The organism is Parahaliea aestuarii, from assembly GCF_008064635.1.
Taxonomy (GTDB): Bacteria; Pseudomonadota; Gammaproteobacteria; order Pseudomonadales; family Halieaceae; genus Parahaliea; species Parahaliea aestuarii.
Genome location: NZ_VRYZ01000002.1, coordinates 1 through 26,639, shown reverse-complemented (window position 1 = coordinate 26,639; position 26,639 = coordinate 1). Strand labels below are relative to the sequence as shown.

Here is a 26,639-nt window from a genome sequence, read left to right as displayed (position 1 = left end):
TGCATAAATAAATAGAAGTTCGCTTGTAGATTTGCAGGCGCGGATATCACTCATGGATACACTTCACTTCGACGGCCGCGTTGCCATCGTAACCGGGGCTGGTGGCGGCCTCGGTCGTGCCTATGCCACCCTTCTCGCCGCGCGCGGGGCCAAAGTCCTGGTTAACGACCTTGGCGGAAATTTTCAAGGAGAAGGCGCCGATCTCAGTCATGCCGAGGCCACCGCGCAGGCCATTCGCGACCTCGGCGGTGAAGCGCTGGCGAACGGCGACAGCGTTGCCACCACCCAGGGTGCAGAATCCATCGTGGCACAGGCGATGGAGGCCTGGGGGCAAGTCGATATCCTGATCAATAACGCCGGGGTGGTGGTCGGTGTCGGCCCGCTGTGGAACGTTACCGACGAGCAGTGGAATACCGACATCGGCGTCGCCGCAGGCGGCACGTTCCGCCTCTGCCGTGCGGTGTGGAAGCACATGTGGGATCGCGATTACGGCCGTATCATCAATGTCGCTTCAGGGTCCTTCTTTGGCATGGGCAGCGGCGTCGGCTATCCCGCTGCGAAGGGTGCGGTGTGGGGCATTACCCGCGGCCTGGCGAGCGCCAGTGCCGCTACTGGCAAGAACGTACGCGTCAACGCCATCATGCCGATAGCCGCCAGCCGTATGACGACGTTGATGGGGGAAGAGATCGAAACCGCCATGCAACGCGACTTTCCCGCGGATGCCGTGGCACCGGTGGTCGGCCTGCTGGCCCACGATACGGCCCCCAGCAACGGAGAAATGTTCAGCGTGGGCGGCGGTGGTTTCGCGCGAGTCATGTTGGGTGTTACCGCCGGCTACCGCGGCACGAACAAACAGTGGACCATGGAAGACGTGGCCAACAACTTTGAACGCGCCATGGATCACAGTGAGTTCTTCCAGCCGGCCGATGCCCTTGAAGATGCCGAAGCCTACGAATCCGGTGTGAACTGGAATGCTTTCCGCGCATTCATCGGCTGATTCAATGATTGACGCCCTATCCACGCAGGAAAAAGCCGGGTTGTGCTCCGGCAGCAATTTCTGGCAGACACGGCCAGTGGCGCGGCTGGGCATTCCCGCCCTTCTGTTGACCGACGGTCCCCATGGCCTGCGCAAGCAAACGGGCAGTGCCGACCATGTGGGCTTGCACGCCAGCGTCCCCGCCACCTGCTTTCCATCCGCTGCCGGTCTCGCCTGTAGCTGGAACAGGGAGTTACTTGAGGAGATTGGCGAAGCTTTGGGCCTCGAAGCTCGCAGTGAAGGCGTCCACGTATTGCTGGGCCCCGGGGTCAATATCAAGCGACATCCCCTGGGTGGGCGCAATTTCGAGTATTTCTCCGAAGATCCGCTGCTGTCCGGTGTGCTGGCAGAGGCCTGGATCAATGGCGTACAACGGCAGGGCGTGGGCGCGAGCCTCAAGCACTTTGCCGTGAACAATCACGAGCATGGACGCATGGTGGTGGATGCCGTGGTGGATGAGCGGGCTCTGAGGGAAATCTACCTGCCGGCTTTTGAACGAGCCGTCAAAAACGCCCGCCCCTGGACGGTGATGTGTGCCTACAACAAGCTCAACGGCACCTACCTGGCCGAGAATGACAGGCTGCTGAATCAAATCCTGCGTGAGGAATGGGGTTTCGATGGCTTGGTAGTCAGCGACTGGGGGGCCGTCAATGACCGGGGTCGTGGGCTGATCGCCGGTATGGACCTGGAGATGCCGGCAAGCGGAGAGGTCAATACAAAGCGGATTCTGGCTGCCATCGGCAGTGGTGAATTGCCGCAAAGCGTCCTGGATACCGCAGTAAAGCGACTGCTCGATCTGGCCGACAAAACCCGGCAGGCGCCGCAGCCGGTATCCGACAACCTGCTGCAGCACAATCACGCACTTGCGCGCCGTGCGGCGGAGCAGGCTTGCGTCCTGCTGCGTAATGAGGCGGACCATCTGCCCTTGCCCGTTGCCGGGCGTATCGCCGTGATTGGCCACCTGGCACAGGATACCCGCTACCAGGGCAGTGGCAGCTCCCAGATCAACCCCAGCTGTCTTGAACAACCGCTGCAGGCCCTGCGGGGTTTCGCCGGCAAAAAGGCGAACATCGATTTCTCGCCGGGCTATACCGCCAGCGGTGAAAGCAATGAGGAGATGCAGGCGGAGGCACTCGCCCTGGCGGAATCAGCCGACACCGTTGTCGTGTTCCTCGGACTGCCACCGGAATACGAATCGGAAGGCTTCGATCGCGAGCATATGCACCTGCCTGCCGGACAGTTGGACCTGGTCAACGCCCTGCTGCCACAGGCCGACAAGCTCACGGTGGTGTTGCAGAACGGTGCCCCGGTGGCGCTGCCCTTTGCCGAACAGGTACCGGCCATTCTGGAGGCCTATTTGGGTGGGCAGGCGGGCGGCTCGGCCCTCGCCCGTATTCTGTTTGGCGAGGTTAGCCCCGGCGGTAAGCTTGCGGAAACATTCCCCATGGCCGCCGAGGATGCAGCCAGCCATCCCTTCTTCCCGGGCAGGCTCAGGCAGTCGTTGTACTGTGAGTCCCTGTGGGTCGGCTACCGTTACTTTGACAGCGCAGGCATAGCCGTACGCTACCCCTTCGGTCATGGCCTGTCCTACACCCACTTCGAGTACAGTGACCTTCTCGTTGAACGTGTTGATGACTCAGCCGGTCAATGCGTTGTGGAGGTTTCGTTCACGATCACCAATGCAGGCCAGAGGGCTGGCGCTGAGATTGCGCAGGTCTATGTCGGACAGCTCCACCCTTCCCTCCCTCGACCGGCAAGGGAGCTGAAGGACTTTGCACGTCGCGAACTACAATCTGGCGAACAGTGCCGGGTACACCTCACCCTGGATCGGCGTGCTTTTGCCTTCTGGGACAAAGAAAGCAACACCTGGTGCGCCGAAGCCGATACCTATGCTATCGAGATCGGGGCATCCAGTAGTGATATTCGCCTGAGTCACACACTTGAACTCGTCAAAGGCCCGCGCCCCAGCCCATCCCCGGCGGCTTCGGATCCCTATCGCGATCCGGCCGAGGGCGGTTTCGATGCGGCATCGCTGGAAGACCTGCTCGGCCATCCCATCCCTCCTCCCGTGCCTGCAAAGCCCTACCATCTCAACTCCACCCTGGGCGAAATACAGGGTAGCTGGCTGGGGCGGCAGCTGAAAAAGATCATGGCCCAGCAGGCCGGCAAGGCGCTCGATAGCGGGGCCAGTGAAAGTCGCCGCCGGATGATCGAGGCCATTGTCGAGGAAATGCCGCTGCGAAACCTGGTCACGCACAGCGAGGGCAAACTATCGCAGGGCCTGATGCGAGCGATGATCCACATCATGAACGGTGACTGGGGGAAGTTGCTGCGCAATGCCCCGGAAGACTGTCGCTAGCAGCGATGCAATCAACTACTTTGGAACTCCATCCATGTCCAGATTGAATAACAAAGTCGCGCTGGTTACCGGCGCGGGACAAATCGGCAATATCGGCGCCGCGATCTGCGAGGCTTTCCTGCGCGAAGGTGCCGCCGGGGTGATGGCAACCGACATCAGCGAGGTACATTCAGGCGCGCTCCTGACGGACCTGCGCAATCGCTTTGGCGGCGAACGGGTCCAGTTTGCAACGCTGGATGTGAGCGATCCCGATCAGTGGGCAACTGCGTTGGAAAGCACGGCACAGCACTTTGGCCACCTGGACATCCTGGTCAATAACGCCGGTATCGCGATTCACGGCGGCATCGCAGATACCTCCCTGGAAGATTTGCGTACCGTCATGGCGGTCAACCACGACGGCAGTTTTATCGGCACCAAGGCCTGTCTGCCCCTGCTGTCTGAAGCGCACACCCGCCACGCCGGCGGAGGCGTCATCATCAACACTGTGTCCATGGCGTCCTACATGCCCAATGCCAACAACATCGGCTATCACGTATCCAAAGCGGCCCAGCGGATGCTGACGCTGTGTGCTGCGCAGGAACTGGGGCCGCAGAAGATACGCGTCAACTCGGTGCATCCCGGTGTGACCATGACGCCGCTGATGCGACAGGGTCTAGACGACTATGTCAGCCAGGGCCTGTGGGAAAGCACCGAGGCTGCCGAAGCAGCGCTGGCAGCCATGAATCCACTCAATATGGCCAGCCAGCCGCAGGACACCGCAGAGGCATTTGTCTACCTCGCCTCTGAAGAGGCTCGCTTTGTCACTGGCGCTGCAATCTGCCATGACGGCGGCCTCGGCATGCGCTACTGAACAGTCACCGCAGGAATCTGGAAAGTATGTACAACGACGATATTGACGCGGAACTGAAACTGTTTCGCGAAAGCCTCGATAAATTCTGCGAGGCGGAAATCGAGCCCTTCTACGGGCAATGGGAAAAGCAGGGGCAGGTTCCGCGGGAACTGTTCGACAAGTGCGCCGAAGCCGGCCTGCTCTGTGTGGATGTGCCGGAAGCCTATGGCGGCCTGGGAGTCGACCCGCGCTTCTCCTTTGCGGTGGTGGAGGTCATGTCGCGCCGTGGCTATGGCGGTTTCGTCGGTGGACTGCAGGTGCACAACGACATTGTCCCGCCCTATCTCCTGCATTTCGGCAGCGAGGAACAGAAACAGATGTGGTTGCCAAAGCTCTGTTCCGGGGAAGTGGTATCCGCCATTGGCATGACCGAGCCCGGCGCGGGCTCCGACCTCAAGAATCTGCGCACCGACGCCCGCCGCGAAGGCGACGGCTATGTACTGAGCGGATCCAAGATATTTATCTCCAATGGCCAGCACGCCGATCTGGTGCTGGTCGCGGCAAGAACGGATCGCCAGGCCGGCGCGAAAGGTATTTCCCTGTTTTTGGTGGACACCCGTCTGCCGGGTTTCAAGCGCGGCCGCAACCTGGAAAAAGTCGGCCAGCACGCGGCGGATACCTCCGAGATGTTCTTCGACGAGATGCACCTGCCCGCCAGCGCCCTGCTGGGGGAAACGGGCAAGGGCTTTGCCATGATGATGCAGGAACTGCCGCGAGAGCGCCTGATTATCGCCGTGCAGTCCGTGGGGCTGGCCGCCGGTGCGCGGGACCTCACCCTGCGCTATGTCGGTGAGCGGGAAGCCTTCGGCTCGCCGATTGCCAGCCTGCAGAACACCCGCTTTACGCTGGCCCAGGTGGATACCGAAATCGCCGCTGCGGATGCGCTCACCGCCCGCGGCATTGATCGCTACTGCCGCGGCGAACTGACTCCGGAAGACGCCGCCGCCATGAAACTCTTTTCCAGTGAAGTGGCCGGCCGCGTGACGGACAGCTGCCTGCAACTGTTCGGCGGTTACGGCTACATGGTGGAGTATCCCATCTCCCGCTTCTGGGCCGATGCGCGGGTGATCCGCATCTACGGCGGCACCTCGGAAATCATGAAAGAAGTTATCGCGCGGTCCCTGCTGGGTCGCTAATACAGAAGGATAAAAGCATGACCACATCTTCAAATCCCGGTAATGTACAAGCGTTCAAGGAACTCGACGAGGCTATCGACGCCCTGGATCCAGTGGTGGCGCTGATGTCACTGATCCAGATTACCGGTGATCGCAGCCTCCTGCAGTGCTACGGGGATGCACTGGAGGGCACCCAGCACACCGTCAAGGAAGCCTTTGTGGCCTTTGGGGAGGAGCGTGAACCTCCCGGTGAGGCTGCGCTGCGCACGGCGCAGATCGTTCGCGACCTGCTGCGCGAAGCGGTCAAGTCTGGCAAACAGCCCCTGATGCCCCACCCGGACAAGCGCCTGTTTCACGAGATGGCCAACCGGGTCACCGGCGTTGAGATTCCCGCCATGTCAGTCGAGCCGGCATTCCAGCATGCGGGCTTTACTACCGACACCCGTGTCAGGGAGCCGGTCCGGCTGCCGTCAGAGGACTTCAAAGTCCTGGTGGTAGGTGCCGGCATGATGGGTATCAATGCCGCCGTGAAACTTCAGCAGGCCGGCTTTGACTTTACCGTGGTGGAGAAGCTCGACGCGGTGGGCGGCAACTGGCTGGAGAACACCTACCCCGGCGCCGCGGTCGATACCCCAAGCCGGGTGTACTCCTTTTCCTTCGAACCCAACGCCTCCTGGAGCAAGTACTACCCGAACGGCCCGGAGTTCCTTTCCTACCTCGAAAGGGTCACTGACAAATACAGCCTGCGCGACCGCATTCATTTTGGCACCCGGGTTGATGGCGCTGCGTGGGACGAGGTGCGCAAGCTATGGACGGTCAGCGCCGAGCGCGGCGGCGAGCAAGTGGTCTATGAGGTCAACGCCCTGATCATGGCGGTCGGTCCCAACAACGAGCCGAATTACCCGAAGGTGGAGAACCTCGACACCTTCAAGGGGCCAGTGGTGCACTCCGCACACTGGGACCACAGCGTCGATCTCAAAGGCAAGAAAGTGGTGTTGGTGGGCACCGGCTGTTCCGGTGTGCAGGTTGCCACCGCGATTGCTGGCCAGGTCGGCGAACTGGTGATCGTCCAGCGCCAGCCGGAACACATTCTGCCCAATCCCACTGCCCACGATCCGGTGGACCCACTGGAGATCCGGGCGATGGAGAGGGTTCCGTTTGCGGCCCAGTGGAAGCGCCTGCAGAGCCTGGCCAGTCAGTTGACCGACATGCACGGTATGGTACTCAAGGACGAGCAGTACGCGGCCGAAACCGGCGGATTTGGGCCCATCAACGACGGTATGCGCATGCTCTGCGAGGGCTATCTGCAGAGCCATTTCCCGGACGATCCAGAGCTGGTGGCCATGCTGACACCGAACTTCCCGGTGTTCTCCAAGCGCCCCATTCTCGACTGTGGCTTCTATGACACGCTGAAAAAGCCGAACGTCTCCATCGTCCGCGGTGCCCTGCAGGGTGCGGATGAAAATGCCGTCATCCTGGATGATGGCACACGAATCGAATGCGATGTACTGCTGCTCTCCACCGGCTACAAGCTTCACTTTGGTCGGCAGTTCGACATCGTGGGCCGAGACAGCAAACGCCTTCGCGACGTGTTTGATCCCTACCCCTTCTCCTACGAGGGCATGCTGGTTCCCGGTTTCCCCAACTTCATTCTCGGCGGTGGCCCCTACAGTTTCCTCGTCGCCAACCACGCGGTAGTGAGCGAACAGCAGATGCACTACGCCATCGAACTGCTGCAGTGGATGGTGGACGACGGCCTGTCTTCGGTGGATGTTACGCAGAAGGCGACCGACGCTTTTGTTGAGGATGTCGACAGTAACCTGCAGCAATCCGCCTGGGTTCAGTGTGGCAACGCCCACGGCTACTACCGCGACCAGGGTAAAAAAGTGATCCTCGCCATTCCCCGGCACAACTCGCGAATTTGGCACGATTTACGCGTGCCCCGCCAGGAGGACTTCCGGGTTACCCGGTGGAATGACGCCGAACCGGCAACCGAGCCTGAAATGACCATGCTCACCATTTGATGCCAACAATAGGGACCTCACCATGACTGATCCACGCCCCAGCGGCAGCCGCCACGGAATGCTCTACAGCTTCGCCAAAACCTTCGTGCATGACCTCGACGCCATGGCGGCGTTTTACGAATCGGTGTTTGGCCTGATTCCTTTTAATCGCCACCAGGATGCGATGTTCGGACGCGAAATCGACGAAATCACCTTTCAGAGCAGCTACCCGGGCGGGCCTGCCCTCACGCTCATCAAATACCTGGATTCCAACGAACCTAGTACAGGCGAGTCAGTGCAGGGCTTTGTCACTGAAGATCTCAGTGCGCTGTGTGAACGTGCCACGCAGGCGGGCGGCACCATTCCCGAACCCATCCGGGAGGTCGCGGAGTTCGGTATCCGGGTCGCCTTTGTGGTGGACCCTGAGGGCCATGTGAATGAAGTTGTACAGATGACGGCCGCCTGAGGCCAGGGAGGATAAAGCGATGTTACGTGATTTGGCAGAGAACTTCCGGCCGGTCGCCCGGCCCCAACTGATAGAAAACGCCTACAGCGAAGACCAGCACCAGCGCCTGCTTCAGACGGTGCGCGGCAATGGCCCCTGGCCACTGATTCTGGCGGAGAACTTTTCCAGCCCCGAGGAAGTCATTGCCACCACCTCGGGCGAAATCCCCGAAGGCGTTGAGCTGACCTGGGAGATGATTGGCCTGAATCCGGTGTTTCGCGGCTACCTGGCCCGTGGTGGCACCTGCTTTTACCCGGAACTGGAAGACTGCTACTACAATTCCCGCTTCCTGGAACTGGTGCGCAACTACTGGGATTGCAAATACGCCGAGCCGGAAACCTTCCTGTTCAACATTCAGGGCCCCACGCCCATTGGCGGCCCGCCGCACCTGGACGGTACGGTATTCCGCGGCATGACCATGGAGAACACGCCTCTGTGGCTGCTGCTGACGATGGCGAAGTCGTGCCTGTTCAGACACTGGCAGGCCAAGAAGGGGCAGGTCATCGCCTGGTACTACCAGGGCAATATCGGCGGTGGCTTCAACTGCTGGCCGGATGGCCCCAGCGGAGAGCCCATGCAGATCAATGCGCCCATGTGGGGGCGCGCCGTAGTCGTCGAGAACGAACGCATGTTCCACCACGGCCAGGCCTGCGGCCCGGTGGCCGAGCGGCAGCCCAAGGGCCTGGATATTTCATCCACCTTTGGCGCCGACCCGCGGGACCCAAGCGGCTGGCAGATCGAAACCTTCGGCGAGGTCAACCAGCGTATTCCGGCGCAGGAGATGCGCTTCCTGGTGCACTGGGGCGCACGGCTTTTTCGCGACATGGACGAGCTGCGCACAACCTACGATCACTCGGATGACATTCATGCCGAGATGGCCCTGAACATGCTGATCGATGATATGCACAAGCGCGGTGTGAGCTTTGACGAGCCAAGTGACCCGATGCATGACCGCAAGTTTATCGCCCTGCTGAGCCAGGTCTACGATATCGGCGGGCCGGCCAACATTCCCGCGGATGCGACCGGCGAGGCCGCCTGATACCACCCTGGCGGCGCGCCCCGCGACCGCCGCCAGGTATTTTCGCTAGAGTCTCTCCCGGGCGCGCATCCAGCAGTAGGCCGCCAACAGGTAAACGGCGGTCGGTACGATCAGGTACTGCCTGAAGCTGTCCAGATCCAAGCCGCCGACAAACACCGCCGAGCCCATCACCAGACAGGCGAGCAGTGCCAGCAGGGACACCGCGCGATAAAAGCCCAAGCCGATGATCCCCTCCCCCGCTTTTGACGGGGAAACTGCGCCGCGCCCTGCGTCGAGGTAAGCGTCTTCTTGTTGGCGCCGGCGTTCCTCCTGTTGTTCCGCCTCCCCTGCTTCGGCATAGCGCGCTTTGGCACCAAGTGCGGACGCAGCTGCCAGATAGATCATTGTTGCGGTCACCCAGGTAGGCACGAGCAGGAAGAACAGATGCAGTGTGTCGCTGAACCAGAGCGCAGCGGCCACCAGCAGCGAACCCAGCCAGGCACCGATGGCTGCCCAGTTGGTAGGGTTGCCCCGATAGGTGCTCCAGTAGCGCGTCATGCCAAGCCTGGGAAGTATCCAGTGCTCAGCGACGATGATGGCGCCGATCGGCGACAGTACCAGGCCCATGATACCGACAAAATCCATCAGGCGACTGAACACAAAGGGAAAGCAGGCGATCAAGGTGGTGACTACACCGACCACCATGGTCACCTTAACCCGGTCCCAGCTCGGGTTAAGGGATTGAAAGGCCAGTCCGGCGCGGTAGATGGTCGGGTTGGCGGTGGTCCAGCCTGCTATTATCACGGCGATGATGCCCGCCGTGCCCAGCGCCTGGTAGGCAACTTCACCGGCGTCGATGGCCTGGATGGATGAACCCAACAGCATGGCGGCACCCGCCCCCATAATACCGGCGAAGGCCCAGGCGGCGTAGTGGCCGATAAACATGCCGAGCACAGAGAAGTAACCGTAGCTGGCCCGTCGCGCGTAGCGTAGTACCGTCATGTCCGACAGACCGCCGTGCATGGCCAGGTTACAAATCCAGGCGAAGGCAGCCACATGCCAGGCGGTGATTTCCCCGCTACCTTCGCCCTGCCACACCCATTGGTCGGCCACCGCCCGCAGGTCTGCGAGGCTGCCGATACGATCAATACCCTCGGTCGCGGCGGTCAGCTCCGGCAGCATGGACAGCGCCCCGAGCAGGAAAATCAGAATCATCCACGGCGCGCAGACCTCGGCAAAACGCGCCACGCCCTGGAAACCGCGCGCTGCGATGTAGACCACCACAGCACCCACCAGAAGCACCACCGCCACAAAGGCGGGGTTGGTGGGATACCAGTGTGTCTGTGGATCAATGCCAAACGGAATGCGAACGGCCGAGGCCGATACGGTAATCATGGTTCCCGCCAGCACACAGAACAGCAGGCCATTCACCACGCTGTATACACGGATGGTGCCGGGCCCGGCAATCTTCTCCAGGTAGGCGTACAGGGTCAGCCGGGTGTTCACGGCGATGGGGGCACAGATCAGTCCCCAGCTCAGTACCGCCAGCAGGTTGCCCCACAACAAGCCCCAGAGGATGTCACTGGTGGACACGCCCCAGGCCACAAACATGGCGCCGATTACAAACTCGGTGCCGGCGACATGCTCGCCGGCATAGTTGGCGGCAAAGTGCCGCGCCGGTTGCAGGCGTTCGGGGGTAACAGGACTCCGTTCGAACTCGTTATTATCCATTGGGTCGATGCTCTTTCCTGGATTATGAAAAGTGTGCGCCCGGCAACTGATCGCGCCACCGGTTCTTGTAATCGGCGAGCCCCTCTATGGTCAGGCCGGGGGCTGTTTTAAAGACGTTCATTGCCGCCGGAACAGGCTCTTCCCAGCGTGTCAGGCACCAGGCACCCCGCGCGGTACTGGCCTCATCTCCGGATATCAGTATCTGTTGTGCGGGCCGCAATGCGGCGAGCAACTGACAGAGCAGTGGATTGCGACGACCCAGGCTGCCGAACAGGACATCTCCGCTTGCGTTCAGCAGATCCAGTTCGTAGTCGACCATCAGCGCCAGGTACAGGCTGGCAAGGGCGGTATTACTTGATGGTCTTCCAATAACGCTGCCCTGCAGACCGTTGAAAGGGCCGGCACTGGCGAAGGCTGGCAATGCATAGACCCGATCCACGACCAGCTGCTGGATCGCGTCCGGACTGAGCTCACTCTCGCCGCCATCTGGTTGCACGCAGATGGCTTCGTACTCTCGCCCGCCCATGAAACGGGCGCAGCGCAGCGCCCCGCCAGTGACGTCGACATTGGCCAGCATGTCCCGGGTTTCATCCATGGCCTTACAGTCCCCGCCCTGCGTCATGGACACGAACCAGGTGCCGGTGGAGACAACAGTGAATGCACTTGCCTGGCTGTTGTTGGCACTCCCCAGGCTGTTAGCGCTGGCCAGATAGCGGGCAAAGCTGGCATTGGAATCGTGAACGCCCGCATACACGCGGCAGTGATCCTGTAGCCCGGTGGCGGCGGCGACTTCCGCCGTAATGCGACCGGCGCAGGCGCGGGTGTCGATCATCGGCGGCAGGCTGTGACCCAGCCCCAGCGTGTCAATTAGGGTGCTGTAGCCGTCGCCTTCAGGCAACCACAAGTCGGTGTGACAGCCCAGCGAGGTCCGTTCGCTGGCTGCCCGGCCGCACAGTCGCCACACCCAGTACTGGGGATAGAACAGCAAGGTCGCTACTTGGGCAAAGTCTGCTGGAAACTGCTGCCGCTGCCACCATAACTGCCGACCCAGGTTGAGCCCCGCCGGCAAGGATGGCGACAGACTGTAGGCAAAGGCCGGACGAGTGGTGTTATAGCTGTCGTTGCAGTCTTCCGGCAGGGTGGACTCGTAGTCCATCACCGGCAGGGCAAGTGCGCCCCTGTCATCCAGCAGCACAGCGCAGGCGCCGTGGGTGCTGACGTTGATAGCGTCGATAGTGTGGATGGATGCGGCTGCCGCCAGCGCTTCCAGAAGCCAGGCCCAGATGCCCTCGATATCAAAATGCGGGTAGGCGCCGGTAGCGTCCACGGTGTTCCCGCGGCTCTTTGACCAGCAGGTTGCGCCTTCGTCATCCAGTACCAGTCCCTTGATATTGGTTTTGCCAATATCAAGGATGAAGGTGTGGCTCATGGCAGATCAACCACCTCGATCTGCACACCGCATTTTTCCAGTGCTTTCAGGATGCGGCGATCCGCCTTGCTGTCGGTGATCAATATATCCACCTCATCCGGCGGGCAGAAAATGAACTTGCTGCGCAGGCCCAGTTTGGAGCTGTCGGCCAGCACGATAAGCTGCTCGGATTGGCGGCGCAGTTTCTGCTCTGAGGTAATCAGCAGCGGATCGGACTCGGTGACGCCCATCTCGCCAATGCCGGGCGTTCCCATAAACATTTTCGCCGCCGAGTAGTACTGGATGGTGTCCTGCTCGTAGGCGCTGAGGATTATGCCCTGCCGGCGGTACAGCTCCCCTCCGGGCAGGGTGATCTGGTTGTTGCTGGTCTCCACCAGTTCCTGTGCCAGCACGAAGGAGTTGGTGAGAATGCTCAGTTCCCGCTGCACCAGAAACTCGCCCATCATGTAGGTGGAACTGCCGCCGTTAATGATGATGGACTCGCCGTCTTCGCACAGTTCCACCGCCCGCCGGGCGATCTCCCGCTTGGCCTCGGGCTGCTTTTCGCGGGAGGCGAGAAAGGCGCTGCCGGCGATATGTGGTCGCGCCATGCGCTGATCCTGCTGCAGTGCCCTTGCGCCGCCGCGAATTTTTTCCAGCCTCCCCTGCTCCGCCAGTTTCAGCAAATCCCGGCGAATGGTCGCCTCAGAAGCATTCAATTCTTCCGTCAGCGTGCGAACGCTGGTGAATTCCTTCTCGTCGAGGATATCGAGTATCAGTTGATGGCGTTGTGTTTCCAGCACGATGGCACCCATGTGGTAGTCAGTTTCCGGTCAGTTTATCGTTATTGATTGCAGCGTATCGTCTATCGGTCATTTATCGATCCATTTCGAGCGGCTGCGCCCTGTCGTCGAGCAGGTACACCAGCAGCCGTCGCGGCCCGTGGGCGCCAATCTGGATGGTCTGCTCCACATCGGCGGTACGCGATGGACCGGAGACGAGGTGCACGGCACTCGCATTGCAATGACCTGCCTTCCAGAGATCTTCCTGCCGGCACACCAAGCGCGACAGTGGCAGCACTGCCACCAGGTGGTCGACCAGAAACAGCAGGCCGCTGGCGACGCTGCGGTTGGTGAACAGCAGCGTACCGGTCTCGGCGATGCCGCCGTCCGCCAGCACCACGCCGCAACTGGCGTCCGTGGTGTCTTCGGTCAGCTGAAAAGCCGACCAGTCCAGGTGCGCCAATCGTCCGTCCCGGGCCAGCTTGATCGCGTCGGCTAGCCGTGTCGGGAGATCTGCGCAAAGCCCTGGCAGCGCCGGCAGATCGAACAGCTCAATACCATTGCCGAGGGCCCGCTCGCGAAATTCACCGACCGGGTCATCGATGGCGGCCAGGGCCCTTTCTCTGCTCGGGCACGAGGACATCACCGCTGCAAAGTTGTGGCTGGCAGCCTCTCCCGTCGCCGCGCGAATACGGCCGAGTATGCGGCCCCGGGCAGTATCGGAGTTGCTAGGCATCGCCGCGCTCTCCTTCCGCCTTGCGCTGCGCGCGGGCCCAGCGCAGCTGAAAGCTGGCACCCTGTGGTGCCGGCAGATCGCGATGCGCCGTCCAGGCCGAAGCCAGTGGCAGCGAACGCAGTGCACCACGACGGCGCCCCAGTGTTGCCAATACCCGGGTACCGGCTCCGGTCAGGTAGCGGTAAAGCACAGGCCGTTGGGCGAGCCAGCCGAAGGCGGCCAGCATCCGCCGGGTTAACCACGGTGGTTTTTCCTGTACCATTTCCCGCTCGCGCAGTTTGCGCATCAGGCCCGGGAGCGGGATGCGCACCGGACAGACCTCTTCGCAGCGGCCGCAGAAGCTTGAGGCGTTAGGCAATTCGTCATCCTGGGCATAGCCGCGCAACAGGGGCGACAGCACCGCCCCCATGGGCCCGGGGTAAACGGAATCATAGGTGTGTCCGCCCACACTTTGATAGACGGGGCAGTGATTCATGCAGGCGCCACAGCGAATGCAGTGCAGCATCTCGCGAAATTCGCTGTCGAGAATCTCGGTGCGGTGGTTGTCCAGCAACACGACATGGAAGCTCTCCGGGCCGTCCTGCTCGCCCTCGGCCCGCGGGCCGCTGAAAAAGCTGGTATAGGCGGTGATGGGCTGGCCGGTGGCGCTGCGCGCGAGTACGCGAAAAATCTTGCTGGCGTCTTCCCAGGTCGGCACCACGCGATCGAAGGATGTGGTGATGATATGGGTACGAGGCAGCCGCGCAGTCAAATCGCCATTGCCCTCGTTGGTGACCAGCGCCGCAGTGCCTGTTTCGGCGATCAGCAGGTTGGCACCGGTGATGCCCACATCCGCCGAGAGGAAGCGTTCGCGAATCACTGCCCGCGCCTCGTCCACCAGGGCGCGCACTTCACCGAGATCCCGCTCGCCCAGCGCATGGGCATCGCGGAACAGCTCGGCAACCTGGTCGCGCGTTTTGTGCAGTGCCGGCGCGACAATATGGCTTGGAGGCTCATGGGCCAGCTGGATGATGTACTCCCCGAGGTCGGTCTCCCAGGGTGTCAGGCCCGCCTGCTCCAGCGCCTCATTCAGTGCCGCCTCCTCCCCCACCATGGACTTGCCCTTGGTGACGGTTTTTGCGCCCGCTTGTTCGCAAATATCGATCACGATCCGGCGGAGGTCATCAGTGCTTTCGGCCCAGTGCACCTGCCCGCCGGCAGCGTTGACCTGCTGTTCGAACTGTTCCAGGCAGGTGGCCAAGTTGGCCAGAGAGCGCTGGCGTACCTCGCGCGCCTGGTCGCGCATTGTTTCGAAATCCGGCTCCGCTGCGATGGCAGTGGCGCGCTTGTCGACAAAACCGCTGCGTGCTTTCGCCAGCGCGCTTTGCAGTTGCGAATCATCCAGCGCGCCTCCGGCACGGGCGATAAAGGTCTGCGGCGCACTCATACCTGGGGCTCCGATGCATGCGCTTCGCCAATCCCGGGCCCCGACTCGCCCGCCAGCACTTCCGCCACATGGCGCACCGCCAGGTTCAGGCCGCGGCGGCGCGCCCTGCCCGCCAGGTGCAACAGGCAGGACAGATCCCCACCGAGCAGGGTGTCGGCGCCAGCCGCCACGGCATTGTCCAGTTTGTTATCGGCCATGCGGGCGGAAACGTTGCCGAACTTGACACAGAAGGTGCCGCCGAAACCGCAGCACACCTCGGTATCCGCCATCTCCTGCACCTCGCTATCGGCGCAATGGCGCAGCAGTGTTCTGGGTTGTGACTGGATGCCCAGTTCGCGCAGGCCGGCACAGCTATCGTGGTAGCTGAGGGTGCCGTGCTGCGTGGCACTTTGCGTGGTAACGGGCTGGTAATCCGCCACCTCCACCAGGAAGGTTGTCAGCTCATAGACCCGCTCACAGAAAGCTTTCACTCGCCCTTGCCTGGGGTCGCCTGCGAACAGGTCGGGATAATGGCAGCGAATCATGCCGGTACAGGAACCCGAAGGCACCACGGTATAGGCGTAGTTTTCAAACTGTTGCACCAGCTGCCAGGCCAGTTCCCGCGCGTGTCCGGTGTCGCCATTGTTGTAGTTCACCTGGCCACAACAGCTTTGTGGCGGCACCTCCACCCGGTAGCCGGCCTGTTCCAGCAACCGGGCCGTGGCAAAACCCACACCCGGGCGGAAAAGGTCCACCGGGCAGGTGGCGAACAGGCCGACGGTGTCGCGACTGGCCATGCGCTACCTCAGACGATGCCGGAGCCGGACTGGCCGCTGCTGGGGCGCTGCTTGTCCACCGCGCAGCGATAGCCGCTGGCGCGATATACCGCTATCGGTTGCGCGGCACCACCCTCGAGGACCCGCGCCTGTGCAAGAATGGGGCTTACGTCCAGGTTAAACGCTGCCTTCAGCGTATTGGTAGCCAGCATGGCGTCGTTGGCTTCCTGGTGGGCATACAGGGCCTCGCGATCCACCAGCAGGGCCTTCACGTAAGAGCGCTGCACTTCCTCGGCGGAGTTCATCAGGCTCTCGATGGGGTCAGTGACGTTGTGCGACTGGTCCAGCATATAGGCGGGATTGAAACCCGCCTGACCGCGCTGCTCGGCATCCACCAGTTCATTGAAAATCAGGAACTGCTGGTAGGGGTGCAGGGATCCACTGTCGAGATCGTCGTCGCCGTACTTGCTGTCGTTGAAGTGGAAGCCCGCCAGTTTGTGGAACTGGATAAGGCGCGACACGATCATCTCGATATTGACGTTCGGTGCGTGATGACCGAGGTCCACCAGGCAGCGCGCACGGTCACCCAGTTCCATGGCGCACAGCACACTGCTGCCCCAGTCCTGGATCACCGTGGAATAGAAGGCCGGCTCGAACATCTTGTGCTCGAGGAACATGTCCCAGTCTGCGGGCAGTGCGTCGTAGATGGCCCGCGCACTCTCCAGGTAGCGTTCCAGCTGGTACTGGAAGTGCGACTGACCGGGGAAGTTACTGCCGTCACCCACCCACACAGTGAGTGCGCTGGACCCGAGTACCTGGCCCCATTCAATACATTCCAGGTTGTGTGCCACGGCCTGGGCACGCACCGCCGGGTCGGTATGACTCAGGCTGCCATACTTGTAGGACAGTGGCTGCCCTGGCTGATCCTGGAAGGTATTGGAATTGACCGCATCGAAACCCAGTCCCAGAGCGTCAGCGTGCTGGCGCAACTCGCTGAAGTCGTCCACCCAGTCCCAGGGAAAGTGGGGAGATACGGTGGGGGTACAGCGCACCAACTGCTGGATAACCGCGCAGTCCTCCAGCTTCTCGAACACGTTGCGCGGCTCACCCGGCCCCGGGAAACGGGCAAAACGTGTGCCGCCGCTACCGGTACCCCAGCTTGGCACCGCAACGGCAAAGTCCCGTGCCTTCTCGGTGATAGCCTCGATATCAATACCGCGGCGTGCCAGCACTGCACCGAGATGGTCGTAATCCGCCTGCAGGTGGGCAGCGCCCTGTTGGTTGGCCTCGTCAACCAGGCCAGCGTCTATCTGGGTCGTCATCGTCATAAGTCTCTTATCGTGTAGCTGTCTGTTGTTTCGCGATCCCTACCGGCAGGGCCTCAACGCAAAAATGCCTCGTGCAAACCGCCGTCGACACTGATGATCTGCCCGGTGGTCTTCGACAGTTGCCCGGACACCAGCAAGTACGCTGCCTCCGCCTGATCCTCGGGCGTGATGGGCTGTTGAGTCAGGGTCCGCTGGGCATAGAAACCGGCGAGCTTGTCGCGCAGGGTGTCGTCATCGTCGCTATCGGCATAGGGCACGCTGTATTTATCGAGCGAAGCCAGTACCCGGTCGCGGGGGAACATGGTGCTGCCCTTGACCACAGTGGCCGGGGCCAGGCCATTGACGTTCACCAGCGGCGACAGCTCCATTGCCAGCTCGCGCACCAGGTGGTTGGCCGCTGCCTTGCTGGTGTCGTAGGCCAGCGAGCCACGCTTGGCGACCGCGGCATTGACGCTGGTGGTCAGCACCAGGGCGCCGCGCAACTGCTGGGCATCCCAGATTGCAGCGGCCGACGTGCCGACAATCCAGGCGCCCTTCACATTGACGGCGTAGCTGATGTCGAACATCGCCTCATCGCTCATGCCGGACTGCCCCGGCGCCATGAAGACGCCAGCGGTCACAATGACCTTGTCGATACCGCCATAGGCCAGGCAGGTGTCTCGAAACAGGGCTTCGACGCTGTCACGTCGGGTAATATCAACGGCCAGGGCGAGGGCCGGCCCACAGGTGGAAAGCCCGCTGCCCGCCACGCCGATGCCCTGCCCGCGCTCGGCCATAATCGCCTCGGCTGTCTGCCGGGCGCGCTCAAGGTTCAGGTCGGCGCACACTACGTGGGCACCCTCCTTCGCCACCCGCAACGCCGTCGCGCGGCCGATGCCGTCACCGGCCCCGACAACGACGACAACATCGCGCGCCAGCGCCTGCTCGGGGGGCATGCGCAGGAGCTTGGCCTCCTCAAGCAGCCAGTACTCGATGTCAAAGGCTTCCTGCTGGGGCAGCGCCACATACTCGCTGATCGCTTCGGCGCCGCGCATGACTTCCACCGCGCAGTTGTAGAACTCCGCAGTCACCCGCGATTCGCTCTTGTTCTTGCCCCAGGCGATCATGCCGACGCCGGGTATCAGGCATACCGTGGGGCTGGCCGGGCGCAGGGCCGGCGAGTTGTCCTGGCGACAGCGCTCGTAGTAGCTCCGGTAATCCTCGCGGTATCGTTCAATGCCGGCTTCCAGTTGCCGTTTTAATGCCGGGATGTCGACGGAGGCCGGGTCCCAGTCCACCAGCATTGGTTTGATCTTGGTGCGCAGAAAATGATCCGGGCAGGAGGTGCCGAGATCCGCCAGGCGGGTGGCGTCGCGGGAATTCACAAAACGCAGAATGGTTTCGTCATACTGGACGGTGCCGATCATCTTTCCATCGCGCGACACCAGCCCGCGCAGGAAGGGCAGAACCTCCGCCAGCACCGCATCGCGCTCCCGCTCTTCGAGGGCCTCGTATTTCTGACCACCGAAGGTCTGCTTGCCCCGGTCGTGCTGATCGATATAGCGCGCCGCTTTATCGACGATGTCGAGACTGCGGTCATAGCAGGCCTTGCTGGTATCGGCCCAGTTGATCACCCCGTGGCCACCGAGAATGACACCGCTGGCCTCGGGGTTCGCCAGGCAGATATCGCGCAACTTCAGGCCGAGGTCAAAGCCCGGGCGCTGCCAGGGCGTGTAGACCAGTTCACCGCCCCAGATTTCCTGAGTCAGGCGCTCCGCATCGGCGCAGGCCGCCACCGCGATCACCGCGTTGGGGTGCATATGGTCCACGTGGGCGTGGGGAATATAGGCGTGCAGCGGCGTATCGATGGAGGGCGCGCGTGTATTCAGATTGAAAGTGGTATGGGCATAGAGACCGACCATCTCGTCTTCAATGGCGGTTTTGGCGCCACTCTCCGGCGCGGACCGGTACAGGGTTTCCAGTTGCAGGAGTTTGTCCTGGTAGAGGGAGGAAAAATTTTCGGGGCCGGCGGTGCGCAGGTCGCCGCCGGAGCCCTTGACCCACAGTACCTCGACGTCTTCTCCGGTCAGCGGATCCCGTTCGGTCAGCTTGGCCGAGGTATTGCCACCACCGGTATTGGTGATGCGCTGGTCACTGCCCAGAATATTGGAGCGGTAGACCAGTTCCTGCAGGGGCGTAAGTCCGTCGGCGTCCGCCGGCTCCCAGCGGTAGTTCACAAATTGATAATCGGAGCTGGTTTCAGACATGGATGACGCGGCCTCTGGAAGATAACCCGGGTGACAGGTGCAGGTGTTCGAATGGCAACCATGATATTTTCACGGACGATCAATATCAATCATTAACAATCATTAAATTGGGTTTTCTTCGGCTTCACTTATTGATAAGTAAATGGCAATATGGCGGGATCGAGTATGCCTTCGCAGTGATCAAACTGTGCCACTGCCACTGACCAGAAATTGCTAGAGGATAAAAGCACATGATGACCCAAGAACGCCGGGAAGAGCTTTCCCACATTCTCCGCCCCGCCGCACCGCCGCGGGAAGTCAGCAATGTTTACAGTGACGACCAGTTGCAACGCCTGCTCGGCGTGATGCGTGACAATGGCCCCTGGCAGCTGATCATCGCCCAGCATTTCGCCTCGGCCGAGGAACTGCTGGCGACCTTGTCTGGCGGCGCGCCGGACGGTGGCGGACTGTCCTTGGATATGTTCCTCACCCCGACATTCCGCGGTTTTCTGGCCAACTATTCCGCCGCACTGTATCCGGAAATCCAGGACTGCTTCTACAACGAGCGGTTCCTCGATATGGCCAAGGATTACTGGGGCGCGAAGTATGCCAAGCCGCAGATGATGCTGTTCAACGTCAACGGCCCCTGCGGCAACCTCGACCCCGGCCACCTGGATAGCCCCAGCTTTCGCGGCGTGCGCTATGAGAACTCGCCCACCTGGCTGTGCGCGGTGATGGGGAAATCCGGGCTGTTCCAGGACTACCTGATCAAGATGGCGCAGGTGATTACCTGGTTCTCCCACTGCCCGGACAGCGGCTTTACCTACTGGCCAAATGGCCCACTGGAAGCCCCCCAGCGTTTGATGCCGCCCATCTACAACCGCGGCGTGGTAGTGCAAAACGAAATGATGTTCCACCGGGGCGAGGCCAACGGCCCGGTGGACCAGCAGCGGCCCAAAGGCCTTGGCTTCGATACCCTCTTCTCGGGCGATCCGAACGACCCGAACCAGTGGCTGTTGAAAAACGGCGACGAAGTGATTGCGCGCCACACTACGGACGAGCTGCGCTTTCTGGTGCACTGGTCCGCCGAAGTCTTCGCGGACTTTGACGAGCTGAAGAAGAACATGGACGGTACTGACGATCTCACCCAGGAAAAGGCCATCGAGATGATGATTGACGATGTGCGCTCCCAGGGCATCGAGATCGAAACGCCTACCGACCCCCTGCACGACGGCGCCTTTATCGCACAACTCAACGCCGCCTACGATTTGGGCGGCCCGAGCAGCTACCCGGAGGATGCGCCGGTCACGCCGATGTATACCGACGCAGCCTGAATCTGTCGCCCAGAAGTGCCTCTTTACAAGGCACCTGGGCCACTTCCACGCCACCGTATTTTCACCTGCTAACCGAGATACCCGATGAACGACAACAAGAGCACTGCATTCCAGCAGCAATATGGCCCCTGGGCCCTGGTCGCCGGCGGCGCCCAGGGGATTGGCGAAGCCTACACGCGCTACCTCGCCGCCAGGGGGCTCAACGTGATTGTGCTGGATATCTCGGCGCAAGCGCTCGCCGATATTTCCGGGCAAGTCAGCAGCGAGTTTGGTGTGGAGTGCCTTGCCGTGGAGGTCGACCTCTCGAGCCACACCATGCTCGAAACTATTGCCGCCGCGGTCGGCGATCGCGAGGTAGGCCTGATGATCTACAACGCCGGCCTCGCGGATGTCGGCCCATTCTACAAGCAGGACACCGGCCTCGACTTTGAGCTGAAGAAAATAGCCATTAATGTCACCGGCCCACTGCAACTTACCTACCACTTTGGCAAAGGCATGCTGGCGCGACAACGGGGCGGCATTCTGCTGATGTCCTCCGGCGCGGGTTTGCAGGGCTCGCCCTACTACGCCCACTATTCCGCGACCAAGGCCTACGATATCGCGCTGGCCGAGGCCCTGTGGGGCGAGTTCGCCCCCTACAACGTGGATGTACTGGCGGTCGCAGCGGGTATGACCCTGTCAACGGCGGCAGAAGGCTTCGAACATATCAAGGATCGCTCCCAGTTCCAGACCACCACAGAACTGGTAGACGAGGCGATGGCCGCACTCGGTCAGGGCAAGCCGACGCTGATCGCCGGCAAGAATCATCGCGCCAATGCCGAGCAGATGCTGCAGATCCCCAAGGAAGAACTGATTCGCTATATGGCGGATCACGCCATTAATAACTTCCTGGGCGGGACGATACCGCGACAGAACATCGACTGAGGTGTGATGATCCACATCTGATCTGACAGACAACGTACGACCAAATACAAACTTTATCTCCGTTGTAGGTAGCCGAAAGTGGTCCGCTGAAAATCTTCAGCTTCGTCCTCAAAGCAGTCTTTAGCGTGTTTTAATTTCACGGGGTTCGAATATCCTTGGCGAGAATTCATACATTGGTTTTCCAAGGTTGTCGTCATCCCAATTCTCATTATTGTGTGTCTCAACTACCAGCGTGCAGCTATCAACTACAATTCTGCCGTCCGCCCCTCTTTGAGCAGCGATTATGTATTCGTCACCCAGCGGAAAGACTCTAGGCAGTGCAGAGACAACTGTTTCCTGTGCGTTGAGGTTTCCCTTATATGCGTATCGCACGTCCCCATTGTGGATGGCTTTATCGGTCTCCAGATCTAAAGAGCTGCTCATCGGGATATAAGAAAAAATATACTCCGCCCTTGCGATCTGCTCATCTTCAGGAAAACAGGAAAGAGCAAAACTAGGAAGGGGTGCAAAGAAGAGTAGAACCATTATCGACAAAACAACTGCTCTAGCATTAGTACGGAGCGGAAATTTCATGCACGGGCCTAACTATTGGTTTGATAATTCAATATCGTAACAGAATTCCAAAAATCGTTAGCTAAGTGGCTGATGCGCCCAGGTCTCAGGCGTCCTCAAAGCTGACGTTCAACGTCGCGTTAACCTGCACCAGCGGTTAAGCCGCGTTTAGGCCGTCCGGCGCCATAAGATGCCCGCTTTGTGGACCAAAACTGGCATCAATCTCATTCCTCTAAGCTTGAGACCAGCTCCCTAAATTCGTCTAACGTTATGTTGCCGAAAGATCCAATCCGGACACCGTCGAAGTAACTTACGGTACGAAGCCTTGGTTTCTCGCCAACCATCATCACAAGCCCGTGACTCCCATAGCCGCTAACTGAATCAGCTTGATAATTTGCTCCGGGGAAGCTGTCTCCGGGCTTGTGAGGAAATTTTATCCCATTTGCCACTTTGAGAACCTCGTCGACTTCCGCAATAAACCTACCTTCGCTTGAAGGAAAATATCTGACTACAAAAATGACGCTCGACATCCTGGCTTTTTCGCCCGGCGAAAGGTTTGAGAAATCTTCAACGATCTCGTCATGAGCAGATCTTAATGCTGCAATCTCTTCTTGTTCTTTCATCAGAGAAGAACTTTCAAGCAAGTACACAATTAGAATAGCTGCGATTGTGAATCCGGCACCGAAAGCCATCCCGTGGAAGAAACGCCTAATCAATTTTCATCCTTAAAACAGTAAATATCGTTATGTCACGCTTTGTGAACGAACCTTACCCTGGTCCCAGACGTCCTCATAGCGGACACTCTCTCAGTGCTAGTCAATGGTCTCCAACTCGGGCTCCGGAGGGTCGTCGTCATCTCGCCTTAACCTGACCAGTGCGATCTGCACATCACCTCCGGAATCAATCAAAGCTTTTTTACATTCTAAGAGGCCAGCACCCGTCAAGCTACGAAGCTCTTTAATCTTGTCTTCCATATCTTGCATAAGATTGAACCAGGCCAAAGGACTAAACTATAGGCTGTCAGTACAAATTTACCGTACCGCAGATGTCCTCAAAGTCGGCCTTTGTGAATCTCGTATGAGCCCATGTTAACTGCTGTTCTTGCGTAGTTTATGCAGAAACGGATCATCAGGCGTATACTCCCTTGATCCCCTGCAGATTGATGCAACTCTATCCTCTTTGAGTAGGAATAAAATGTACTTACCACCAGGCTTCATCCTGATATGGTGGCCGGTCTCAGATGAGTTATATGCGTAATTATCGTGATCATCAACGCCTTTGAATCTCTCCAAAACTGAATACCGTACTTTATTAACGTGAAAATCAATATCACTGTTTTCCAAGGTGTTTGCTTCTACCAACAATATTTCATCAGCAGCTGCGTAGGAATCTTGGAAGTCTGGAGGCCACTCGATACACCTAGACTGCACGTTTATTGCACAAAGCATAGTGAGTAACCACCACCATCTCGTTCTATCCGCCATTACTGGTGTCCTTTCGTACAAATTTCTCGATTGAGAAAGCCCTACAAGTCCTCAGAGCGGTCATTCTTACAGGTTTAATCGAGGGCTTCCGGCTCTGGCTCCGGAGGTTCATCGTCTTCTCCCCGTAGCTTGGTCAGAGCAATCTGTACACTACCTTCCGAAGCGATCAAAGCCTTCTTGCAGTCTAAGAGGCCTGCTCCCGTCAAGATGCGAAGCTCTTTAACCTTTTGTTCCATATCTTCCATAGATTTGCACCAGGCCTACGAAATAACCTACTGTCCGTCAGCCGAGTTGTTTGTGTCGTAGAGGTCCTCGAAGTTGACGTTCAATGCCCATATCTGCGGTGCACATCATCCGCCAGCCCTTACACGTTTAGAAGGCATACAGTACACCAACTCCTGATTGTTTGACTTCCACTCCCGACTCTTTATTCAAGTAAGTGCATAGACACTGGCTTATACAGCTGACACAAACCATATGCTCATTCTTATTGAACTGTGGAAAACCTAGATCAACGAGCTTTGCGCAAAAATCGCATTTCGACTCACCCTCTTTTACTATGCGAGGGCTCTCGGGTAGAGGTGTCTCCCCAAGCAAAATCCTTACGCATCGAGTGACGCAACTTCTACATATCACCACACCTGGGCCTGCTATGGGGAAGTCGCCTTCCTTTTCGCAAAAACTACATAAGGTTGCAACGTCCATACTCATAACCTTCTAACATGACCTAGCAGTCCTCAAAGCCGACATCCACCATGACTGGAAGACTGTCATCTAGTGGGTCGTTACAGCCACTATATCAGCGTCGACACTTCCTTCAGGATCGACCAGGAACCACTCGTGAGTAATAGTCGTTTTTCCGTCTTCAAGCTCAATTGGACTTAATAACTCCAACCCAACGCTCCAGAAAGAACGCAATGATTTCCCGCGACCTGGAATAAACGCTTTTGATACAAAATGACCACCCTGCTCGCGAATCTGGGATTGATCAGAGGAAAAAATCCAATACTTTATATACTTCGAGTCTGGCGGAGGGCTTTCTCTGAACTGCAGGACTTTCTTGAGAGCCGAACTCGCATTGTCCGGATGATGAAACTTCAATGTACTGGAAACCGGCAGTGCCCCATGTATTTCCGAAATTCGCAAGTCTTTTGTGTTCACGTATATCCTAAGCGGAATACGTACCTGTGCATTTCCTACCCATAAGTAAAGAGTATATTGATCTCTATCCTGTTGGGTGGTCTTTTCATGTACCTTGAGGGTATCCCCCGGAGAAAGTTCGTACAGCTGGGATAGCGTTGGAATTATTGTTGAGATGTCACCTGCATCCTCTAATTTGACGTCCTTAATTTGGTAGGGGACGCCAACGACACCAGTATAAGTGACACCATGAAGGTCAAATTGTTCGGTAAATTCCGGTTCGCCTCTACTAGATGAGAACTTTTCTGGGCTATTGTGCAGTGGTTTATCTTTCTCTAACTCGAACCCATTTGAATGGGGCTGCCAAATGAGCAGAGCTGCTATAACTGAAATGCTAAATGCTGATCGAGTAAGTTCGTACTTGCACATACGGATTTATCCAAGTTTCTAACATACTACGCTTAACGGCGAGTTCGAGATGCGCTGTAAGCGCGTACTGCCTGGCATTGTTATATGACGTGCTGTTTATATACACCATTTACCACCTGTTCGTTTGTGAGTGAATCACCGCCGTGTATAAAAACCTCACATGCTCCTGCGCTATACGAAGCCTCATGTAGAACTCTCATCTCAATAGTTGTTAACCCGCCATCAAGTGGCTCATCGATCTGCCAAACTACCACTGGAGTGGGCCGAAGAAAGCCCGGGCGAAGGACTGCAGAGAATGAGTGTTGTAATAATTTCTCAAGAACTTGGAAGTCATGGACAAACAGCCGTGGATGGTCAAACGGGTTTATCACAGTACCGCCTGCAGTTCTTGCAGGCGCCCCAATAGCTAAAATCCTCCTCTTTTTTCCGTCGCTTATTGCGAGAAGAGGCTCATCATCAAAGGTATCGCCGCTCTTGGTCGCAATCACACGCAACCTATTCCGGGTAGCGCGGACATAAAGAGGACCGCCGGATAGTTTTTGTCGAAGCCACTTAAGCATCAGAAACTCGGAACCAAGCCATATAACGCATCAGGCTGCGGCACTGAACTGCCACCACTTTGGTGGAAACTTCATGCACACATCCTTTTGTACTCAATGAGAGAAGTGTAGCGCAGGATTGAGTTCATTCGCTCGCTGCCTGGGGCTCGATGTACCCTTTGTGATCTTAGCCACGGCTTTCGCCTGGTCGTAAGCGTCCTCGAAGCGGACATTAACGCCTGCGGCAGAAGCGCCGAAACCGCGCAGCGGTTTTGGCGGCCGACTGCCCGTCCTTGTTACGTGGCATTTGCCTCATCCGATGTTGGATATGCCGCGACACTTAGTGTGATGCCGATTTCTCCAAGTGCTGATAGATTGTATGAGGAAAAAGAGACACTGCCCACAAATTGCTCTGAGTCTCCGACCGTAAAGCCAACCGACAGCTCGGCGGTTAGGTTTAGCGCGGGAAAAACAATACCCGTTGTTTTGCAGTGCTCTAGGAACACAGCGATTTGGTCTGTCAGTTCTTTCGAATTATGGGTATCTGCGATTGTAGTAGTGAATCCAGACGAATCATGGATACGTCCATTGCGCATTTTGTCGCCTCGATTCCATTGGGCGTCTCGCGCAAGGGGAAAAGCTCCCAGAAGCGCTGCCAAATTGGAATCAGATCCCTCAACTATCAATATCGCAAGATTCATTCGTTGCTGATACTACCACCTTGCCACTGGTGTTCCCCACAAAAAGTAGCCACCCAACCTAAGCAGCTAATGCTGCCGCTTCCTCGAATGCCGCAGGGCTAATCCCGCCATTCGCTGAGTGCCTTCGTTTGCGGTTATAGAATATTTCAATGTAGCTAAAGATACCCGACCTCGCCTCGTCAACCGACTGATAATTCTTCGCGTAGATCAGCTCCACTTT

Annotated in this window: 25 protein-coding genes; 9 read left to right on the top strand and 16 right to left on the bottom strand. The window is 58.9% G+C overall.

All coding sequences use genetic code 11. The annotated features are described in order from the left end of the window. Positions 1-52: 52 nt before the first annotated feature. Genes FVW59_RS04390 through FVW59_RS04360 form a run of 7 tightly spaced genes read left to right on the top strand, consistent with a single transcriptional unit; the run spans position 53 to position 8,946 of the window. Positions 53-997 (top strand): SDR family NAD(P)-dependent oxidoreductase, encoded by a 945-nt coding sequence (locus FVW59_RS04390; protein ID WP_148063041.1) that lies wholly within the window; start codon positions 53-55, stop codon positions 995-997. Positions 998-1,001: 4 nt separating this feature from the next. Continuing rightward, positions 1,002-3,395, top strand: a complete 2,394-nt coding sequence (locus tag FVW59_RS04385) for a glycoside hydrolase family 3 C-terminal domain-containing protein (protein WP_222711427.1) — start codon at positions 1,002-1,004, stop codon at positions 3,393-3,395. Between the two features lie 34 nt (positions 3,396-3,429). Further along, positions 3,430-4,245 (top strand): SDR family NAD(P)-dependent oxidoreductase, encoded by an 816-nt coding sequence (locus FVW59_RS04380; RefSeq protein ID WP_148063039.1) that lies wholly within the window; start codon positions 3,430-3,432, stop codon positions 4,243-4,245. 26 nt (positions 4,246-4,271) lie between these two features. Next, positions 4,272-5,420, top strand: coding sequence for an acyl-CoA dehydrogenase family protein (locus FVW59_RS04375; RefSeq protein ID WP_148063038.1), 1,149 nt, complete (start codon positions 4,272-4,274; stop codon positions 5,418-5,420). A 17-nt stretch (positions 5,421-5,437) separates the two neighbouring features. Continuing rightward, complete coding sequence (locus FVW59_RS04370; RefSeq protein WP_148063037.1) at positions 5,438-7,423, top strand: flavin-containing monooxygenase; 1,986 nt, start codon at positions 5,438-5,440, stop codon at positions 7,421-7,423. 22 nt (positions 7,424-7,445) lie between these two features. Further along, complete coding sequence (locus tag FVW59_RS04365) at positions 7,446-7,868, top strand: VOC family protein (protein ID WP_148063036.1); 423 nt, start codon at positions 7,446-7,448, stop codon at positions 7,866-7,868. A gap of 19 nt (positions 7,869-7,887) precedes the next feature. Then, positions 7,888-8,946 carry a hypothetical protein gene (locus FVW59_RS04360; protein ID WP_148063035.1) on the top strand — a complete coding sequence of 353 codons (1,059 nt, stop codon included), beginning with the start codon at positions 7,888-7,890 and terminating at the stop codon, positions 8,944-8,946. 45 nt (positions 8,947-8,991) lie between these two features. Here FVW59_RS04360 and FVW59_RS04355 read toward each other — a convergent pair whose 3' ends face one another. The 8 genes from FVW59_RS04355 to FVW59_RS04320 form a co-directional block, all read right to left on the bottom strand. Beyond that, on the bottom strand, positions 8,992-10,656 hold the full coding sequence (locus tag FVW59_RS04355) for a purine-cytosine permease family protein (RefSeq protein ID WP_148063034.1): 1,665 nt from the start codon (positions 10,654-10,656) through the stop codon (positions 8,992-8,994). 22 nt (positions 10,657-10,678) lie between these two features. Beyond that, a complete protein-coding gene (locus FVW59_RS04350; protein WP_148063033.1) occupies positions 10,679-12,085 on the bottom strand; it encodes an FGGY-family carbohydrate kinase in 1,407 nt (468 codons plus the stop codon). Further along, positions 12,082-12,879, bottom strand: coding sequence for a DeoR/GlpR family DNA-binding transcription regulator (locus FVW59_RS04345; protein ID WP_246139632.1), 798 nt, complete (start codon positions 12,877-12,879; stop codon positions 12,082-12,084). The genes FVW59_RS04350 and FVW59_RS04345 overlap by 4 nt, the downstream gene beginning before the upstream one ends. 61 nt (positions 12,880-12,940) lie before the next feature. After that, positions 12,941-13,582: a LutC/YkgG family protein gene (locus FVW59_RS04340; protein WP_148063032.1), complete on the bottom strand. Its 642-nt coding sequence runs from the start codon at positions 13,580-13,582 to the stop codon at positions 12,941-12,943. After that, positions 13,575-15,008 (bottom strand): LutB/LldF family L-lactate oxidation iron-sulfur protein, encoded by a 1,434-nt coding sequence (locus tag FVW59_RS04335; protein WP_148063031.1) that lies wholly within the window; start codon positions 15,006-15,008, stop codon positions 13,575-13,577. Before FVW59_RS04335 ends, FVW59_RS04340 begins: the two co-directional genes overlap by 8 nt. Then, entirely contained in the window at positions 15,005-15,784 is a 780-nt protein-coding gene (locus tag FVW59_RS04330) for a (Fe-S)-binding protein (RefSeq protein WP_148063030.1), read from the bottom strand. Before FVW59_RS04330 ends, FVW59_RS04335 begins: the two co-directional genes overlap by 4 nt. Positions 15,785-15,792: 8 nt before the next feature. Then, positions 15,793-17,091: an L-rhamnose catabolism isomerase gene (gene rhaI / locus FVW59_RS04325; RefSeq protein WP_246139631.1), complete on the bottom strand. Its 1,299-nt coding sequence runs from the start codon at positions 17,089-17,091 to the stop codon at positions 15,793-15,795. A 53-nt stretch (positions 17,092-17,144) separates the two neighbouring features. Continuing rightward, the gene (locus tag FVW59_RS04320; protein WP_148063028.1) at positions 17,145-19,337 is read right to left on the bottom strand and encodes a bifunctional rhamnulose-1-phosphate aldolase/short-chain dehydrogenase; all 2,193 of its coding nucleotides are present in this window, start codon (positions 19,335-19,337) and stop codon (positions 17,145-17,147) included. Between the two features lie 230 nt (positions 19,338-19,567). Here FVW59_RS04320 and FVW59_RS04315 point away from each other — a divergent pair, with 230 nt between their 5' ends. Beyond that, positions 19,568-20,650: a hypothetical protein gene (locus FVW59_RS04315; protein WP_148063027.1), complete on the top strand. Its 1,083-nt coding sequence runs from the start codon at positions 19,568-19,570 to the stop codon at positions 20,648-20,650. Between the two features lie 84 nt (positions 20,651-20,734). Beyond that, positions 20,735-21,574, top strand: coding sequence for an SDR family NAD(P)-dependent oxidoreductase (locus FVW59_RS04310; RefSeq protein WP_148063026.1), 840 nt, complete (start codon positions 20,735-20,737; stop codon positions 21,572-21,574). A 120-nt stretch (positions 21,575-21,694) separates the two neighbouring features. On the opposite strand, the gene FVW59_RS04305 is transcribed toward FVW59_RS04310, so the two are convergent. The 8 genes from FVW59_RS04305 to FVW59_RS19825 all read right to left on the bottom strand — a co-directional run bounded on the left by FVW59_RS04305 (position 21,695) and on the right by FVW59_RS19825 (position 26,636). Continuing rightward, positions 21,695-22,147: a hypothetical protein gene (locus tag FVW59_RS04305; protein WP_148063025.1), complete on the bottom strand. Its 453-nt coding sequence runs from the start codon at positions 22,145-22,147 to the stop codon at positions 21,695-21,697. A 203-nt stretch (positions 22,148-22,350) separates the two neighbouring features. Continuing rightward, entirely contained in the window at positions 22,351-22,842 is a 492-nt protein-coding gene (locus FVW59_RS04300; protein WP_148063024.1) for a hypothetical protein, read from the bottom strand. 372 nt (positions 22,843-23,214) lie between these two features. Beyond that, positions 23,215-23,610 (bottom strand): hypothetical protein, encoded by a 396-nt coding sequence (locus FVW59_RS04295; protein ID WP_148063023.1) that lies wholly within the window; start codon positions 23,608-23,610, stop codon positions 23,215-23,217. Between the two features lie 74 nt (positions 23,611-23,684). Further along, positions 23,685-23,855, bottom strand: coding sequence for a UBA domain-containing protein (locus FVW59_RS19590; protein ID WP_187275759.1), 171 nt, complete (start codon positions 23,853-23,855; stop codon positions 23,685-23,687). Between the two features lie 529 nt (positions 23,856-24,384). Beyond that, positions 24,385-25,179 (bottom strand): hypothetical protein, encoded by a 795-nt coding sequence (locus FVW59_RS04285; RefSeq protein ID WP_148063021.1) that lies wholly within the window; start codon positions 25,177-25,179, stop codon positions 24,385-24,387. 80 nt (positions 25,180-25,259) lie between these two features. Further along, complete coding sequence (locus tag FVW59_RS04280; RefSeq protein WP_148063020.1) at positions 25,260-25,667, bottom strand: acetate and sugar kinases/Hsc70/actin family protein; 408 nt, start codon at positions 25,665-25,667, stop codon at positions 25,260-25,262. A gap of 347 nt (positions 25,668-26,014) precedes the next feature. Continuing rightward, a complete protein-coding gene (locus FVW59_RS04275) occupies positions 26,015-26,419 on the bottom strand; it encodes a hypothetical protein (RefSeq protein ID WP_148063019.1) in 405 nt (134 codons plus the stop codon). Between the two features lie 58 nt (positions 26,420-26,477). Next, positions 26,478-26,636 carry an IS3 family transposase gene (locus FVW59_RS19825; protein ID WP_425468396.1) on the bottom strand — a complete coding sequence of 53 codons (159 nt, stop codon included), beginning with the start codon at positions 26,634-26,636 and terminating at the stop codon, positions 26,478-26,480. Between the last annotated feature and the right edge of the window lie 3 nt (positions 26,637-26,639).